Source organism: Alicyclobacillus mali NBRC 102425 (genome assembly GCF_001570745.1).
In the GTDB taxonomy this organism is placed as follows: Bacteria; Bacillota; Bacilli; order Alicyclobacillales; family Alicyclobacillaceae; genus Alicyclobacillus; species Alicyclobacillus mali.
The window spans coordinates 30,433-46,590 of the sequence record NZ_BCSG01000020.1 but is presented as its reverse complement, the minus strand read 5'-3'; the positions used below and the strand labels follow the sequence as shown (position 1 = coordinate 46,590).

22 protein-coding genes are annotated in these 16,158 nt (G+C 61.6%); 20 read left to right on the top strand and 2 right to left on the bottom strand.

Translation table 11 applies throughout. The features are described 5' to 3' along the window. The first annotated feature begins 14 nt into the window (after positions 1–14). The 15 genes from AMA01_RS08330 (at position 15) to AMA01_RS08260 (ending at position 11,717) form a co-directional block, all read left to right on the top strand. Positions 15–845 (top strand): cell division protein FtsQ/DivIB, encoded by an 831-nt coding sequence (locus tag AMA01_RS08330; protein WP_067849907.1) that lies wholly within the window; start codon positions 15–17, stop codon positions 843–845. Positions 846–859: 14 nt separating this feature from the next. After that, complete coding sequence (locus AMA01_RS08325; protein WP_067849904.1) at positions 860–1,564, top strand: DUF881 domain-containing protein; 705 nt, start codon at positions 860–862, stop codon at positions 1,562–1,564. A gap of 5 nt (positions 1,565–1,569) precedes the next feature. After that, positions 1,570–2,310 (top strand): DUF881 domain-containing protein, encoded by a 741-nt coding sequence (locus AMA01_RS08320; protein ID WP_067849902.1) that lies wholly within the window; start codon positions 1,570–1,572, stop codon positions 2,308–2,310. Beyond that, on the top strand, positions 2,310–2,687 hold the full coding sequence (locus tag AMA01_RS08315; protein ID WP_067849901.1) for a small basic family protein: 378 nt from the start codon (positions 2,310–2,312) through the stop codon (positions 2,685–2,687). The genes AMA01_RS08320 and AMA01_RS08315 overlap by 1 nt, the downstream gene beginning before the upstream one ends. A gap of 115 nt (positions 2,688–2,802) precedes the next feature. After that, positions 2,803–4,038, top strand: a complete 1,236-nt coding sequence (gene ftsA / locus AMA01_RS08310) for a cell division protein FtsA (protein ID WP_012810653.1) — start codon at positions 2,803–2,805, stop codon at positions 4,036–4,038. 87 nt (positions 4,039–4,125) lie between these two features. Further along, on the top strand, positions 4,126–5,262 hold the full coding sequence (gene ftsZ, locus AMA01_RS08305) for a cell division protein FtsZ (RefSeq protein ID WP_067849900.1): 1,137 nt from the start codon (positions 4,126–4,128) through the stop codon (positions 5,260–5,262). Between the two features lie 279 nt (positions 5,263–5,541). Next, positions 5,542–6,561 (top strand): sigma-E processing peptidase SpoIIGA, encoded by a 1,020-nt coding sequence (locus AMA01_RS08300; protein ID WP_067849899.1) that lies wholly within the window; start codon positions 5,542–5,544, stop codon positions 6,559–6,561. Continuing rightward, entirely contained in the window at positions 6,458–7,207 is a 750-nt protein-coding gene (gene sigE, locus AMA01_RS08295) for an RNA polymerase sporulation sigma factor SigE (protein ID WP_067849898.1), read from the top strand. The genes AMA01_RS08300 and sigE overlap by 104 nt, the downstream gene beginning before the upstream one ends. Before the next feature lie 157 nt (positions 7,208–7,364). Then, positions 7,365–8,144, top strand: a complete 780-nt coding sequence (gene sigG / locus AMA01_RS08290) for an RNA polymerase sporulation sigma factor SigG (protein ID WP_067849896.1) — start codon at positions 7,365–7,367, stop codon at positions 8,142–8,144. Between the two features lie 54 nt (positions 8,145–8,198). Then, the gene (locus tag AMA01_RS08285) at positions 8,199–8,495 is read left to right on the top strand and encodes a YlmC/YmxH family sporulation protein (protein ID WP_067849894.1); all 297 of its coding nucleotides are present in this window, start codon (positions 8,199–8,201) and stop codon (positions 8,493–8,495) included. Positions 8,496–8,542: 47 nt separating this feature from the next. Continuing rightward, positions 8,543–9,331 carry a peptidoglycan editing factor PgeF gene (gene pgeF, locus AMA01_RS08280; protein WP_067849892.1) on the top strand — a complete coding sequence of 263 codons (789 nt, stop codon included), beginning with the start codon at positions 8,543–8,545 and terminating at the stop codon, positions 9,329–9,331. A gap of 3 nt (positions 9,332–9,334) precedes the next feature. After that, positions 9,335–10,024, top strand: coding sequence for a YggS family pyridoxal phosphate-dependent enzyme (locus AMA01_RS08275; protein ID WP_067849890.1), 690 nt, complete (start codon positions 9,335–9,337; stop codon positions 10,022–10,024). Positions 10,025–10,036: 12 nt separating this feature from the next. Beyond that, on the top strand, positions 10,037–10,318 hold the full coding sequence (locus AMA01_RS08270) for a YggT family protein (protein WP_067849889.1): 282 nt from the start codon (positions 10,037–10,039) through the stop codon (positions 10,316–10,318). A gap of 13 nt (positions 10,319–10,331) precedes the next feature. After that, the gene (locus AMA01_RS08265) at positions 10,332–11,099 is read left to right on the top strand and encodes a YlmH/Sll1252 family protein (protein ID WP_067849887.1); all 768 of its coding nucleotides are present in this window, start codon (positions 10,332–10,334) and stop codon (positions 11,097–11,099) included. 111 nt (positions 11,100–11,210) lie between these two features. Further along, a complete protein-coding gene (locus tag AMA01_RS08260) occupies positions 11,211–11,717 on the top strand; it encodes a DivIVA domain-containing protein (protein WP_067849885.1) in 507 nt (168 codons plus the stop codon). A gap of 48 nt (positions 11,718–11,765) precedes the next feature. Here AMA01_RS08260 and AMA01_RS08255 read toward each other — a convergent pair whose 3' ends face one another. Further along, positions 11,766–11,960, bottom strand: coding sequence for a hypothetical protein (locus tag AMA01_RS08255; RefSeq protein ID WP_067849884.1), 195 nt, complete (start codon positions 11,958–11,960; stop codon positions 11,766–11,768). Positions 11,961–12,115: 155 nt separating this feature from the next. Between AMA01_RS08255 and AMA01_RS08250 the strand changes: the two genes are divergently transcribed. Further along, positions 12,116–12,430, top strand: a complete 315-nt coding sequence (locus tag AMA01_RS08250; RefSeq protein WP_067849883.1) for a DUF5665 domain-containing protein — start codon at positions 12,116–12,118, stop codon at positions 12,428–12,430. Between the two features lie 12 nt (positions 12,431–12,442). Further along, positions 12,443–13,084, top strand: a complete 642-nt coding sequence (locus tag AMA01_RS08245) for a TraR/DksA C4-type zinc finger protein (protein ID WP_067849881.1) — start codon at positions 12,443–12,445, stop codon at positions 13,082–13,084. On the opposite strand, the gene AMA01_RS08240 is transcribed toward AMA01_RS08245, so the two are convergent. Further along, entirely contained in the window at positions 13,069–13,896 is an 828-nt protein-coding gene (locus AMA01_RS08240) for a phosphosulfolactate synthase (protein ID WP_067849879.1), read from the bottom strand. The two genes, AMA01_RS08245 and AMA01_RS08240, sit on opposite strands and share 16 nt — an antisense overlap. Before the next feature lie 92 nt (positions 13,897–13,988). Here AMA01_RS08240 and lspA point away from each other — a divergent pair, with 92 nt between their 5' ends. The 3 genes from lspA to pyrR all read left to right on the top strand — a co-directional run bounded on the left by lspA (position 13,989) and on the right by pyrR (position 16,149). Beyond that, positions 13,989–14,459: a signal peptidase II gene (gene lspA / locus AMA01_RS08235; RefSeq protein WP_067849877.1), complete on the top strand. Its 471-nt coding sequence runs from the start codon at positions 13,989–13,991 to the stop codon at positions 14,457–14,459. A gap of 15 nt (positions 14,460–14,474) precedes the next feature. Continuing rightward, positions 14,475–15,419, top strand: a complete 945-nt coding sequence (locus tag AMA01_RS08230; protein WP_067849875.1) for an RluA family pseudouridine synthase — start codon at positions 14,475–14,477, stop codon at positions 15,417–15,419. A gap of 196 nt (positions 15,420–15,615) precedes the next feature. Further along, on the top strand, positions 15,616–16,149 hold the full coding sequence (pyrR, locus tag AMA01_RS08225; protein ID WP_067849873.1) for a bifunctional pyr operon transcriptional regulator/uracil phosphoribosyltransferase PyrR: 534 nt from the start codon (positions 15,616–15,618) through the stop codon (positions 16,147–16,149). The last annotated feature ends 9 nt before the right edge of the window (positions 16,150–16,158 follow it).

The window sequence follows — 16,158 nt, the reverse complement described above, 5'->3', positions numbered from 1 at the left end:
AAAGGCGTGACAGCATGCCACGACAGGAAACAGCAGACGAGCGCGCGCGCCGAAAGGCGAGAAATCGCAGGATTGTCGTGAGCTTCTTCGCGTTCATCGGGCTTGTGGCGGTGCTGGAGTCGCCACTCGCCCGCGTGCGCCACATTCGCGTGAGTGGCAATACGACCGTCCCGATGGCTCAAATTGTGGCTGCAAGCGGCGTGGCCTACGGCGAGAGCCTGTGGGCCGTGAACCGGAGGCGCGCCGCGATGGCGGTCGTCGCGAAGGTGCCCATGGTGGACCGGGCTGCCATCGACGTGTCGTGGCCTTCGGGAACCGTGTCGATTCAGGTGCATGAGCGAGACGTCGTCGCGGTGTACGCAGCTCGAAACGGATTCTACGAACTCATGTCAAACGGCTACGTGTACCAGAAGATCGCGTCTGCCGCCGGGCTTTCGTATCCCATTTTGACCGGACAGGAGCCGGTACTTTATGTGCATCAGATGGCCTCGGCTGCCGTGTCGTCCGTCTGTCATCAACTCGCTCAAGTGCCTGCGAGCGAAGTGAACCACGTATCCGAAATCCAAGTGAACGGAGACGGCACGGTCACCCTGTATCTGGACAACGACTTTGAAGTGCTTGCGGACGTCGCGGACCTGCGAGGCGCGATGGCGGCCATTGGACCGGCGGTTGACTATTTCGTGGCAAAGGGATACCGCCCCGGCCTCATTGACCTGACCGGGCCGCCTCCCTACCGCTACACTCCGTTCTCATCGCTGCCGGGCGCCACTGCCAAGGCATCGGGCGCCTCCAGTCAAGGCGCATTGAATGGCGGGACAAGCTCTACAGCCGTATCGCATCCCTGAGGAGGAGGGACGTTGTGAACGCGCAAGGACGCGTCATTGCATCGCTCACGGTGGTCGCGGTGGCCCTCGGCTACATGCTGACGGTGAGTTATCGGCAGAACCATGCCGCGGCCTCCTTGGGTGTGCTCGTGAACGGCAATTCGGCCGTCAATCGCCAGTTGGGGGAGCGACTCAGCGAGCTGAAGCAGTCGAACCAGGAGGCGCAGCAGCAACTGGCCTCCTTGACGCAGGAGATCGCGCAGTATGAGCAGATTTCGGCGGGATCGACGAGTTCGGTTCAGGTCCTGCAGCAGCGGATGACCGGTGAACGCATTCTGGCAGGGCTCACGCCAGTGCACGGACCGGGCGTCCAAGTCACGCTGAACGACGGCAGTGCGGGCGGGAATGACGTCGAGCAAATCCTCGCTCACGATTGGACGCTTCGCAACCTGGTCAACGAGCTCTTCACCGCCGGTGCGGAGGCCGTGGCCATCAACGATTACCGCGTGCTTGCCACGTCGTCCATCGAGTGCCAAGGCCCCGTCGTCTCTGTGAACGGCCATCGCCTTGGCGCACCGTTCACGGTGACTGCCATTGGCGATCCCGCCGTCCTCTCCTCTGCGCTTGAGATTCAGGGCGGGATCCTCGATGCGATGCGGCAGGAGGGGCTGCAGGTGTCAACGCCAGAGGTGGAGAACGATATCCACATTCCCGCCTATACCAATTCGCTGCAGGGGTGACACGGATGCCGGCTCGCTCCAACCGAAGTCTCATCTGGGTGGCGACGGCCACCGTGGCTGCGCTTGGTTTCATGGTGACAGTGGATTTGACGGCCGAGGCGCCTGTCGGGTCGGGTAACACCAGCTACATCGACCTAAGGACTCAGGTCTCCGAACAGGCGCAGGAGCACATTCTGCTCGAGCAGCAGATTTCGAAACTTGAAGCTCAACTCGCCGAGTACAGGGCCGCGAGTGGCAGCCAGAAGGAGCTCAGACAAGTGTTGGCGCGAGATGAGCGCCAGCTCGCATCTGAAGCTGGCCTCACGTCCGTCACCGGCCCTGGGATCACCATCACCATCCAGCCGGACGCGAAGCTCGGCGCGAGTCCGGCGCAGATGGCGCTCTTTCCTCAACAGGCGGATCAGTGGTTGGACGAGGTGGTCAATGTCCTGTTTGCCAATGGGGCCACGGCCATTGCTATCAATGGCCAGCGCTTGGTTGGCACGTCCTCCATTCGGCTCGTCGAGGTGAACGGAATCGGCAGCGTGCACGTGAACGGCAGACCTGTCGAGGAGCCGTATGTCATCCAGGCTGTCGGCAACGTGCAACAGATGGAAACTGGGCTGTCCGTGAACGTCTTACAAGGATATTTTGAGGCGATGGGCGAGGACTTTATCATTCGCGCGCTGCCGTCGCCGCGCGGCGTGACGGTTCCTGCGTACGCGGGATCGTTGCCTGGGCAATACGCGAAGGAGGGAAACGGCTGATGTATTGGCTGCCGATTTTGGGCCTGGCCGTTGGCGTCGGCCTTGGCCTGGTGACCAACGTCGTCATCCCTGTCGCGTTCACGAGCTATCTGTCCATCGCCATTCTCGCGGCGTTGGACACTGTGGTGGGGGGCATCCGGGCAAGCTTGGACAAGACGTTCGACAGCGCTGTGTTTCTGTCCGGCTTTTTCACGAACACGTTGGTCGCCGCGCTGTTGGCCTACATCGGGAATCAGCTCGGTGTGGATCTGTATCTGGCGGCGGTCGTGGCCTTTGGCGTCCGTCTGTTCCAGAACATCGCCGTCATCCGGCGGCACGTGTTCACGCTCATCCGGCAGCGACGAGTGGCACGACGCGTGGCCTCCACCAAGGACTGAGTCAAACGGCGGCTGGAAATCAAAGATTTTTCGCTTGCGTTAGAGGATTGTCGAAATGCGTGTGGAAGTAGATAGAGAATCGCAGTCTCGGGCGCTCTAGGGAGGTGCCACTCGGTTGGCCAAGGAGGACTACATCGTCAGTCTCGACATCGGCACTTCGAAGGTGCGAGTCATCATCGGAGAGTCGACAGGAAACAACTTGAACATCATTGGAGTGGGCTCCGCCTCGAGTCAAGGACTGCGCCACGGTGCGATTGTCGATATTGACAAAACGGTTGATTCAATCCGGGAAGCGGTCGATCACGCCGAGCGCATGGTGGGCATTCGCATCCCATCCGCGTACGTGGGTATTTCTGGAGAGCACATTCAGTTGCACAGCTCTCATGGGGTGGTCGCCGTATCTTCGGCGGATCGCGAAATCACGGATGAAGATATTGAACGCGTTTTGCAGCAAGCGCGAGTCGTGGCGCTGCCTCCGGAACGCGAGGTCATTGACGTGGTTGCCAAGGAATTTGTCGTCGACGGCCTGCGCGGCATCATGGATCCGCGGGGCATGCTCGGGGTGCGACTGGAGGTGGATGCGTACCTCATCACTGGGAGCCGCACCGCCATTCATAACATCGTTCGCTGTGTAGAGCGCGCGGGGCTGGAAGTCGCGAACCTCGTGCTTGCGCCGATGGCGGCGAGCCAGATTGCACTGACCCAGGACGAGCGAAAACTGGGCGTCGCGCTCGTGGACGTGGGTGCGGGCGTGACGTCGGTCAGCGTGTTTGCGAACGGCGTGCTGATGGGCACGAGCATCATCCCCATCGGCGGCGACTACGTGACGCAGGACATCGCCATCGGCCTGCGTACCAACACCGTTGCAGCCGAGCAGGTAAAACTTCGCCACGCCTGCGCGATGGTGGAGCAGGCGTCCGAGCACGAGACGTTCCGGGTGCCTCGAATGGGAAGCAACAAAGAGGCCGAGTTCACGCAGTATGATCTCGCCACGATCATCGAGCCTCGAATGCAGGAGATATTCGGCCTCGTGCGAAAAGAAGTAGAAAAGATGGGTTACGCCGACGAGTTGCCCGCGGGATACGTGTTTCACGGCGGCGTCATGTCGACGCCTTCCGCGGCCGAGTTGGCGGGGGAAGAACTGCAGGCGCCTGTGCGCATCGCCGTTCCAGAATTTCTCGGAGTGCGTGATCCGTCGTTCGTCAACGGCGTCGGCATGATTGTGTATGCCGCTCGCACGGGGCTTCGGCCGAGCTCGGCGGATTACAACGCTGGCGCTCGTCAGGTTCGTTCGTCCAATCACGTCGGCGTATTTGCACGAATCAAAGATTGGCTGCGCGATTTCGTGTGATGTCGGCCGGTGTGTGCGCGCGCGTGCGCGCTGACACCATACTGTCGCAGGGGAAGTGCGGAGCCAAATAGATTAGGAGGACCCACAGTGCTTGAATTCGATTTTGAAACTGATTCCCTTGCCAATATTAAGGTGATCGGCGTCGGCGGCGGCGGGTGCAATGCGGTGAACCGGATGATCGAATCAGGCGTCAAGGGCGTGGAGTTCATCGTGGTGAACACGGATGCCCAGGCGCTCAAGCTGTCGAAGGCCGAGACGAAGCTCCAGATTGGCGAAAAGCTGACCCGCGGCTTGGGCGCGGGGGCGAATCCCGAAATTGGCAAGAAGGCGGCGGAAGAGAGCCGCGAAATGTTGGCCAACGCGCTCAAGGGCGCGGACATGGTATTTGTCACGGCGGGGATGGGCGGCGGCACCGGGACGGGAGCAGCGCCGGTCATCGCTGAGATTGCGAAGGAACTAGGTGCGCTCACGGTGGGCGTCGTCACGAAGCCATTCCGATTTGAGCAGCGCCGACGTATGATTCAGGCGGAACAAGGTGTCAACGAGTTGAAGCAGAAGGTTGACACGCTCATCGTGATCCCGAATGACCGCCTGCTTGAGATTGTGGACCGCAACACGCCTGTGCTCGAGGCGTTCCGGGAGGCGGACAACGTCCTGCGGCAGGGTGTGTCGGGCATTTCGGACCTCATCGCGACGCCAGCGCTTATCAACGTGGACTTTGCGGACGTGAAGGCCATTATGACGGAGCGCGGCTCGGCTCTGATGGGCATCGGCATCGCGTCTGGCGAAAACCGGGCCGCGGAGGCTGCGAAGAAAGCCATCTCGTCGCCGCTTTTGGAGACGTCCATCGATGGCGCCCGGGGTATCTTGATGCACGTCGCCGGTGGGACAAATCTCAGCCTGTGGGAAGTCAACGAGGCCGCGGATATCGTTTCCATGACGGCAGATCCAGATGTCAACATGATTTTCGGTGCGGCCATTGATCCGAATCTGGAAGACGAGATCGTCGTGACCGTGATTGCGACAGGATTCGACGGTTCCAATCAACAGCAGCCACGGCCGAACCAGATCCACCACGAGGCGCACGAGAACGTGGTGCGAGGCACTGTCCAGCGCCATCCTTCGGCCCAGGATCCTGTGGTCAACGTGCCGAACACCGGAAACCCGTGGGAGATTCCGGCGTTCATGCGCCGGCAGAACGGCAGGTTTGGGCGCGATCGGTGAACGCGTTCCTAGGCCCGTCGAAATCAGGTGCCACGAGATGCAGGGGGTCTGCCGTTGCGGCAGGCCCCTTGACGTTTCAGGGAAGATGTCACATCTCAATCCCCTTGTAGCACGTCATGCCTCGACCGACTTCTCCAAAAAAGTCTATGACTCACCCGTCAAGTTCCGACAGGCTTCGTAATACAAATCTACTATACTTTCCTCCAAACGATGCGGTGTCATCTTGCGGACGCGCCGCCCGTCGGATGGGACACGCCGTGCTCCACCTGAGGTGATGGTGTGCAGGCCCTGCCGGTTGTCTACATCGACATCGTCTGGATGGTCAACTTCATCATGGACTTGGCCCTGCTCTGGACGACCGGCTGGCTGATGAAGCGCCGGGCTCGCTGGACTCGGCTCTTGGCGGGCGCCCTGATTGGAGCCATCTACTCGCTCGCGCTGTTTGTCCCTGCTCTGTCCCTCACCACCACGTGGCCTGGAAAGGCGCTGGTGTCGGTGCTGATGGTGTGGATTGCCCTGCCACACCGAAATGCGCTCGATCTCGCCCGCCTCGTGGGCGTGTATTATCTCGTGTCGTTCATGGTCGCTGGAGCAAGCGTGGCAGCCCGATTCGCGCTCCCAGGGACGACGCTCAACCATGCCCTGTGGAGCAACCGCGGCGTGGCCTTCGCAACTTCCGGTGAGACGCTCGGCCTGATGATCGGCCTTCCGCTCGCCGTGGATGGCCTCAAGCGGCTCGCCGCGCGTCTGCGAAAGGACGCGCGCGTCGAGATATCGTTGGTTGATCTTGAGGTGCAATTCGACGGGATGGTCATCCGCTGTCGAGCCCTGGTGGATACGGGCAACGGATTGATGGATCCGGTGTCCAAGCGGCCCGTGTCGCTGGTGGACGCGGAGGTCCTGATGCCGGCGTTTCCCAAGCAGGTTCAAGACAAGGTCGCGGCCGGCGAGGACCTGCTGGATGCTCTGATCGAGGTGTTGCCGAGAACGCGGTTTGCCGTCGTGCCGTTTCAAGGTGCCTCCGGTCGCGGCTTGACTGTCGCCCTTCGCCCGAAGGCCGTGTACCTGGTGCAGGCGGATGGCGCCCGCATTCGCGGTGCGGACAGCCTGTTTGCTGTTTTCCCTGGCGTGCTCAGCGCGGATGGGACGTTTCAAGCCATCTTGCACCCTGAAGTCATGAATGGAGTGGATGACGATGTACGCGTTCCAGCTTCTCGAGACCAAGCGCCGCCTCGCGCTCCTTCGGCTTCGCCTCCTGTACATCCGCCTGCGAGTTCGCCTCCTGGGTCAGCCGGATGAGGTTTATTACGTTGGCGGAAGCGAGGCGCTTCCACCGCCGCTCACGAAGGAGGAGGAGCAATATCTTCTGGAACGGCTGCCCTCGGGTGATCCGTCGGTGCGGTCGATGCTCATCGAACGCAACCTCCGCCTCGTCGTGTACATCGCTCGCAAGTTCGAAAACACCGGCGTCAACATTGAAGATCTGGTTTCCATCGGCACCATCGGGCTCATCAAGGCGGTGAATACGTTCGATCCGTCCAAGAAGATCAAGCTCGCGACGTACGCGTCTCGCTGCATCGAGAACGAGATCCTGATGTACCTCCGGCGCAACAACAAACTGCGCGCCGAGGTGTCGCTGGACGAGCCGCTGAACGTGGACTGGGATGGAAACGAATTGCTCCTGTCGGACGTGCTCGGAACGGATTCCGACACCATCTACCGAAACCTCGAAGACGAGGTGGACCGCGAACTGCTCTACGACGCCCTCGACAAGTTGAGCGAACGGGAGCGCACCATCATGGAACTGCGATTCGGCCTGGGGACCGGTCAGGAGATGACGCAAAAGGACGTCGCCGATCTTCTCGGCATTTCCCAATCCTACATATCGCGTTTGGAGAAGCGCATTTTGAAGCGGCTTCAGCGAGAATTTAACAAGATGATGTGAGGTACACGACACAGGTGAAGTTCGCGGCGGCGCCCCTGGGGCGCCGCCTTCTTAGTGAGTCGGAACCTGCATAACCCGCCCAAGTCCGGACATACTTAAGACGAATTTTGGAATATGTGTACACACGTGTATGACGAGCAGACTTGGGGGGACTTCTTTGAAGCGCAACAAGGTGGAGATCTGCGGCGTCAACACTTCTCAGCTCCCCGTTCTCACGAACGCTCAAATGCGCGAGTTGTTTGAACAGCTTCGGGCCGGGGATATCTCGGCACGTGAGAAGTTGGTCAACGGCAATCTGCGCCTGGTCTTATCGGTTATTCAACGTTTTAATAATCGTGGAGAATATGTGGATGATTTGTTTCAGGTTGGATGCATCGGTCTGATGAAAGCCATTGACAATTTTGACCTCAGCCAAAACGTGCGTTTTTCCACCTACGCGGTCCCCATGATCGTCGGCGAGATCCGCAGATATCTGCGGGATAACAACCCCATCCGCGTCAGTCGTTCCCTTCGCGACATTGCGTACAAGGCCCTCCAGGTCCGCGATATGCTGGCATCCAAGAATCTGCGCGAGCCTTCCATCGTCGAGATCGCCAACGAGATGAACCTGCCGAAGGAGGAGGTTGTGTTCGCGCTCGACGCCATTCAGGATCCGGTTTCGATGTTCGAGCCGATCTACCACGATGGGGGAGATCCCATCTACGTGATGGACCAGATCCACGATGAGCGAGAAAAGGATTCGGCGTGGGTGGAGGGCATTGCGCTGCGGGAGGCGATGCGCAAGCTGTCGGACCGGGAGAAGAAGATCCTCGCGAAGCGATTTTACGAAGGCAAGACGCAAATGGAAGTGGCGGACGAAATCGGCATCTCGCAGGCTCAGGTCTCTCGCCTCGAAAAGGCGGCCATTCATCGCATGTACAAGCACATCCAGTCGTAACCCATCCGCCATCGGTCATATGATCACCATAGGACCGATGGGAGGCGGATAGGCGTGGTGCGCATTTCGGAGCTTCAGTCGAAGGACGTGGTCAACGTCGAGGACGGCAAGCGGCTCGGCACCATCGGAGATTTGGAGATTGACCTGGACAGCGGGCTGATCCGCGCCATCGTCATTCCCGGCCAGTCCAAGTTCTTCGGCATGGTGGGCGGATCGCAGGACTACATCATTCCGTGGAGCCAGATTGTGAAAATTGGCGCGGACGTGATCCTCGTGGATCTGCGCCCGCCTGGGGAACCGGGCTACTATCTTCCTCCGCAGTCCGGCAAGCGCGGCACGGGCGGCTACTGATGCGTGGCGCCGCGAAGCCGGATGGATGTATGATAGATGGCGGAGGGATGCGCTTGCTGAAGGACGTGATCGGACAACATGGCGGCCTCGGGATTCGCCCGCCGTTTGCGGACCCGGGGGTAAGAGCCATGTTTTTCTTTCGCCATTTGGACGTATTCCCGCCCGCGGATGCGGATGTCTCCCCGCGGCTCGCGGGCCCGGAGGTAGCTCGGGAACATCGCGGGCAGATGCTCGGCAAGGTGGGTCTGCGAGTCGATTCGCTGTGCCTGGTGCGCCAGGTCCACGGCCCTCGCGTCGTGCGCGTCGACGCGCCGACGGAATCCGCTGTCGAGGCCGATGGAATGATCACAGATGTCCCCGGTCTGGCGCTTGCCGTTTTGGTCGCGGACTGCGCGCCCGTGCTTCTGTACGATCCCGTCCGCCGCGTCGTGGGCGCCTGTCACTCGGGATGGCGGGGAACGGTTGAACACATTGTCGCCCGCGGCATCGAGCGAATGCGGGACGAGTACGGGACAGACCCCGGCCATCTCCGCGTCGCCATCGGCCCGTGCATCCGCCGATGCTGCTATGAGGTGGACGACGTGGTGGCCGAGCGTGCACGAAACGCGCGGCTTGAGCGAGCGCTGTTGCCGAGGTTTGGACGCCCGGACAAGTACGTCTTCAGCCTCCCGCACGCCATTCGCCTGTCGGTTGAAGCGTGCGGCGTTCAGCCGGAGCATATCTACGATTCTGGCGTCTGCACATCCTGTCGGAACCGCCACTTATTTTCCCACCGCCGCGAGGGAGAGCGCGCGGGGCGCCAAATGGCGGTCATCGCGCTTGGGATGGGGGACTGAGCTGTGGATTATGGGTTTGTGCGTCAGCGGGTCGAGGAAGTTCGGGCGCGGGTGGAGATGGCCTGTCGTCCATCCGGCCGCCATCCGGCCGATGTTCGCGTGGTGGCCGTCACAAAGACGGCGTCTCCCGATGTATTGTCCGCGCTGTACGCCGCGGGCATCCGGGACGCAGGCGAAAATCGGTGGCAGATCGCGCGGGACAAGCTCGCGCATCCGGCTTCAGCTCAGTTCGAGTGGCATTTCATCGGGGCGCTTCAAACGAACAAGGTCAAATATGTCGTCCCGCGTTTTTCGTGGATTCACTCGCTCGACAGGCCTGAATTGGCGCGGGCCCTGTCCGCAGAGGCCGTGCGGCGCGGCGCCGTTCTTAACGTGCTGGTGCAGGTGAACATCAGCGGCGAGGCACAAAAGCATGGGATCCGGCCTGAGGACGCGGAGGATTTGATTCTCCTCGCCCGCGAACTTCCCGGGCTCTCGGTCAGAGGGCTCATGACCATGGCGCCCATCGCCGAGCGGCCTGAGGACGTCCGTCACGTGTTCGCGGGGCTTCGTGCTCTCAGGGACGACCTGCAGTCGCGCCTGTCACTCGAGGCGTTTGATCAGCTTTCGATGGGCATGTCCGACGACTTCGAGGTGGCGGTCCAAGAGGGCGCGACGATGATCCGTATCGGGCGCAGGTTGGTGAATCCGTGAGGGGGTGGTCACATGGACGGGCTGGCGGACGCTGTGGAATGGATCTTCGCCGTCTACTTCGTGGTGCTTCTGGCCGGCGCATTGGTTCAGATGGTGCCCGATTGGGTCCATCACCCGGTCGGGCGGTGGATCTCGGCCTGTTGTGAGCCGTATCTGTGGGTGTTTCGCCGACATCTTCGCCCCTTGCGCATCGGGCGGCTGGCCGTGGATGTGTCATGGATTTTGGCCATGGTCGTGTTTTTGGTGGTCGAAGCGGGCGTCGACACCACCTTGACACAGTTGACAACCAGTTGAGGAGGCACCCGCCGTGAAACACACATGGGTCCGCGCGTCGGAGCAGCCCTGGGTCCGCCGCGCGTCGGACTGGGTGCGACAGGTTCAGGACAGATACTCCCCTTACTTGACCGATTTTTTGACCCCGCGTGAACAGTACCTCGCGGAGAGCGTCGCGAAAGGCGCGGGACTTCACGCGGAGGCCTTTGGTGGATTCGACGGTGCGGAACGCGTTCGGCTGCTGCTTTTGCCCGAGCCCTGGCCCGTGGCCCCCGAGGACTTCGAAATTCAGGCGCTTGAGGTGTCCGCGCTACAAGGGGAGTTTGCACACGCGGATGTGCTAGGCTCGCTCCTTGGCCTTGGACTTAAGCGCCCCTCGTTGGGCGACATCGTTCTGGTCACGCCTTCACAGGCGTACGTGTTTATCGCGCAGCCGTTGGTCAGCTATCTTCGCGACACTTGGTCCCGCGTCGGGCGAGTAGTTGTCCATGTTCGGGAGGTGGACGATATCCCCGAACTGCCGCCTCCCCCATACGAGCCCAAGGACATCTTCGTCATGTCGCCGCGCATGGATGCCGTCGTGGCACAGGCTTGTCGGATGTCCCGAAAGGAGGCCCAGTCGCTCGTTGCGAGTGGGCGCGTCGAACTCAATCACGCGGAAGCGCCAGCGGACGCCGAGGTGCGTCCTGGCGATGTGTTGTCGGTCAGGGGATTTGGGCGCGTGCGGGTCCTGGAGACCGTGGGACAGTCCAAAAGCGGCCGATGGATGATCCGCGTCGGTGTTTTACGATCTCGCCGGTGAGCGCGCTTAGGGTGAAGGATTTTGCCGCTTGCTGTCGAATAGCAGGGTGACGAACCTTCGCCCAAACAAGGGGGCTCTACAAGCCTGTGGTCGAGATGAGGGGGATTCGCCATGCCGTTGTCGCCCATCGACATTCACAATAAAGAGTTCCGGCGCTCGCTGCGCGGGTACAATGAGGACGAAGTCGATGACTTTCTGGAACGCGTCATTCAGGACTACGAGGGTCTGATCCGCCAGAATAAGCAGCTCGAAGAGGAAATTGCCCGTCTCAACGAGAAACTGGCTCATTACCAGAATCTCGAGGAGAGCCTGAGCAAATCCATCCTCGTCGCGCAGGAAACGGCGGAGGAACTAAAAAACAACGCAAAGAAAGAAGCGCAGCTCATCATTCGCGAAGCGGAAAAAAACGCGGATCGCATCATCAGCGAAGCACTCAACAAGGCGCGCAAAGTGGCGCTTGAGGTCGAGGAGATGCAGAAGCAAGCGGCGATTTTCCGCGCGCGGTTCCGGTCGCTCATCCAGTCGCAGCTGGAAATGATGGAGTCGGGAGACTGGGAGTCGTTCGAGCGGGAGCTCGCGCGGCGCGAGGTCGCGGCGGCTGAGCCGGACTTCGCGTGAGGCAAGCGTAGACAAACGGGTGACGGGGCCGATCCACGAGGGTCGGCTTCATTTTTTTTCGCTTCGGACGGTGTACCAAAGGAGCGCGAGGCCGAAAGCCACGAGTGAGGAGTCGATTACGACATAGGTGGTGTAGGGAAGTGACAGTTGCAGCCACACGCGGGCGAGGAGGCACGCGGCAAACAACGTAATGCCAATCCACACAATGGCCCAGGAAGCGGCGAGCAGCCACGTTCTGCGCATGAATCATCTCTCCAGTCGAAACAACGCTTGCCGATCTCCATCATACACAGATGGGCGAGAGATACCAATGACAGTCTGGTGAACATGTCCGACATGGATCGAGGTTCGCCGGGTACACTACCGGCAGACCATCCACAGCCGGGACGGTGAGGATCATGCGGCTTCGGCGAAAACGACGTCACTCGCTCACAAATCTCGGACTCCTCCGCCTGACCGAGTACCTCGAAGGTGTGAACTTCGCCGCTTACGTCGATCTGTTGCAGACGCCGTGGCGATTGGCGCTGCTCAATCTCATCGGCGGCATCTTCCGCGGCCTCGGCATTGGACTCGGCTTCACCGTCATTGCGGGGCTGGTGGTGCTCGTTCTGCAACAGTTGGAGCTTCTCAATTTGCCCGTCATTGGCAAGTGGATTGCAGATTTGGTTCAAATCGTGGATGGACAACTCAAGGCACGTGAGTTCACATATTGAAGGAGGACGGACATGGATACGGATTTGCTTCAATCTCGTTTGGAAGCTGAGCAAAGGAGGCTCGTCGCGCGACTGCAAGGGGCCGAGACGTCTGCGGACATTCGCAGCTCGATGCCAGACGAATTCTCGGAACTCGCGATGTATGACAACCATCCTGCGGATATCGCCAGCGAACTCGCACTTCGCAATCAGGCGATGGGCGAACGGTTGCGCGACGAGCGTGCGCTCGCGGATGTCGAGGACGCACTCGCGCGCATCCGGCAAGGAACCTACGGCACGTGCGAGTCGTGCGGGCGCTCCATTCCCCCGGAGAGGCTCGAGGCGGTTCCGACCGCTCGCCGGTGCGTGGACTGTGAGCGGGAGGCCGAAGCCAGGAGAGCGCCAGCGCGCCGCCCCGTAGAGGAGGACGTGCTGGCGCCCTCGTTCGGCCAGTTCGATCGCGACGGCGCGGATGAAACGGGATACGACGGGGAAGACGCACTAAAGGACGTCATGCGGTACGACCGCCCGGTCAATGGCCTTGCGCGCTACGACGAGCCCGACCTTGACGACGACGCCGGATACGTCGATCCGGTGGAGCGTTTTTCGGAAGAGGCGTACCGGCGGACGTTGCCGTCGTCGGCTCAACTCCTCACCGATTACGACGAGCCTTGAGATCCAGGACCGCTCAGTGCAAGAACGAAGGTGTCCGCGCGGAGGCCGAGGCGAAGGCACTCGACGGCGATGGCGTCGGCCGGCGGGACGTTGCCCAGATTGACTGTCGGACCGAAGCGGCGTATGAGTTCCACTTGTTGTGATTTCTTGGGAGCCTCCCAGATCACGCGGCTCCGGGCATAGGCGGGCAGCGCCTGGATGAACGCGCTCAACGCGTCGTCCAGCACGGTGCCTCCGGGACCGTAGATGCCGACATCTTCGCCCGATTCCCGCCCCTCGAGGATCACGTAATCGGCCCCGGCTTCGAGATCGCGGATTACGCCCTCGGCACAGCGCGCGAGGTCGACGTCGTGGCTCAGCTTTTTGCCCACTTCGGTGATCACGACCGGAAAGACGCGCTTGGCTGCCGCGACGGCCCGGGCGCGATGGGCCGGAGGCAGGTCGATGATGCCGTCCGAAATCTCCATGGCTTGAAACCCGAGCTCGCGGCAACGCTGAAGGTATTCGGCGAACACGCCCTGCGTCCACGCCACCTCGCCCAAAGTCCCACCGGGGCACGCCATGACGTCCTGTTCCGCCGCGCGCTGGAGTTTGGACCTCAGGATGTGCTCAGGATAGACGGCGCTCGTCCCAAATCCGAGCTTCAGTACATCGATGATGGGAGCCGCCATCGACAGGAGGGACTCCGTTTCCGCCAGGCTCAGTCCCTTGTCAATCACCATCGTGATTCCGCTCGTGCGCGGCTTGCCACTCCGCGCGCCGAGCGGAGGGGCAATCCATTGTGAGAAGGCGCCGCCCTCTGGTACAATCACCGTATTCACACCCCTTCACGTGCCGCCTTTTCACGGTATGCGACGGCGGCTTCCGAGGGTGCAGGCTGTCAGCCGGCGGGGAGACGTGTCGAGTGGGGAAACAGAAGTGGCTCTTGTACGTGGTCGGCCTGGTTGTGCTTATCGCCGACCAATTGATCAAAATGGTGGTGCGCGCGAAGTTGGCCATCGGCAGCGCCGTGGTGGTCATCCCGGGCGTGGTCGAGTTCACGCACATTCAAAATCCGGGCGCCGCGTTCAGCCTGTTGCCGCATCAAGTTTGGCTCTTTGTCCTCGTGGCCATCGCAGTCGTGGCGGCGGTGGTCGTGGTGAACACGCGCTTTCAGTTGGGCGCTCTGGCGCAGGTGGGGCTTGGTCTCTTGCTCGGTGGCGCGCTCGGAAACATGGTGGATCGCGTCTTTTCCCCGACCCACACGGTCACCGATTACGTGTACTTCTACACCATCCATTTTCCCGTTTTTAACCTCGCGGACGCCTCCATCGACATTGGCGTCGTGCTCCTCATTCTCTCCACGTTTCGAGGCGGGAACGATGCCCGCGAATAATCGAAGGAGGACACCATGAGACCTGCCATCCATGTCCAATATGAGGTGAGTGCGGAGGATGCAGGTGAGCGACTCGACCGATGGATGACCGACAGGCTGCAGGAGGACGATATTGAGGTCTCGCGGACGCAGGTGCAGCGCTGGCTTGACGAAGGGTGTATTCGGCGATCGCGCCCTGGACGGCTGAAGGCGAGCGAACCCGTGGAGGCGGGCGATCTGTACGAGGTCGACGTGCCGGAAGAGGAGCCGCTGGAGCTTGTGCCGGATGACGGCGTGCCGTTTGTCGTCGCCTACGAAGACGACGATGTCATTGTGGTGGACAAGCCGCGCGGTGTCGTGGTGCACCCGGGGGCAGGGCACATGCGGGGGACGTTGGTGAACGGCCTTTTGGCGCGCGGCGTCTCGCTTTGCACGCTCGCAGGCGCGATGAGGCCGGGCGTCGTCCACCGGATCGACAAGGACACGAGCGGACTTGTCGTGTTCGCCAAGTCGGATCGGGCCTATCGCACGTTGGTGGAGGCGTTTCGGGCGCACGATGTCGAGCGGGAGTATGTGGCCATCGCGCACGGCCGCCTGCCGCACCGCGAGGGTACCATCGACATGCCGATCGCGCGGGACCCGGCGGATCGCCAGCGGATGGCCGTCCGCCAAGGGGGCAAGCGCGCCGTCACGCACTTCGAGGTCCTCGAGCTGTTTGCGAACTATTCGTACCTCCGGCTGCGGCTTGAGACGGGTCGCACGCATCAGATCCGCGTCCACCTCGCGGCCATCGGTCATCCCATCGCGGGCGATCCCGTCTACGGCCCGCGCCACACGCTGCCCATTGATGGGCAGGCGCTTCATGCGCGGACCCTCGGCTTTACACACCCGGACGGGCGTCACCTCCGGTTTGAGAGCGACATGCCCCTCGACATGGCGGGGCTGCTTGAGGGCTTGCGGCAGGAGCGGATCGGAACTTGACACGGCCTGCCTCACCTGTTAGTCTACTTTCGAACTGAACACGGACACTGCCTTTAAACCAATCCCGTGAGGTTGGTAAGGAGTCGGACGTTTTGGGAGCATGCGCGGCCAGCGCGTCTTCCGGGGCTAAGGCCACCTCTCGCGGAGAGGCGGCCTTTTTTCGTGCCGACGAGAGCGGTGCCGAGGAGGGAAGGCTGTGGCTCAAAAGACGCAGATTATGGACGAAGCGGCGATGCGCAGATCGCTCACTCGCATGGCGCACGAGATCCTCGAGCGCAACAAGGGGCTCGACGACCTCGTGCTCGTCGGAATCGTCACGCGCGGCGCCGTCCTCGCCGAGCGGCTCGGGCGCAAGCTGTTCGAGATTGAGGGACAGAGGGTGCCGTGCCACCGGCTGGATCCCCGGCCGTACCGGGACGATCGCGACCGGGCGACGTCGTCCGAGGCGCCCGCGCCGGACATCGACGTGGCGGATCGCAAGGTGATCCTGGTGGACGACGTGCTGTACACGGGTCGGACGGTGAGGGCAGCGCTCGACGCCATGATGCGCGCGGGCCGCGCCCGCTGCGTGCAGCTCGCGACGCTTGTGGACCGCGGCCATCGGGAGCTTCCCATTCGGCCTGACTTTGTTGGGAAAAACGTGCCGACGGCGCGAGACGAGCAGGTCATCGTCCGCCTCGCGGAAGTGGACGGGTTGGACGGCGTCTGGATTGCGGAAGGAAGGGCGTGAGGGCGGTGG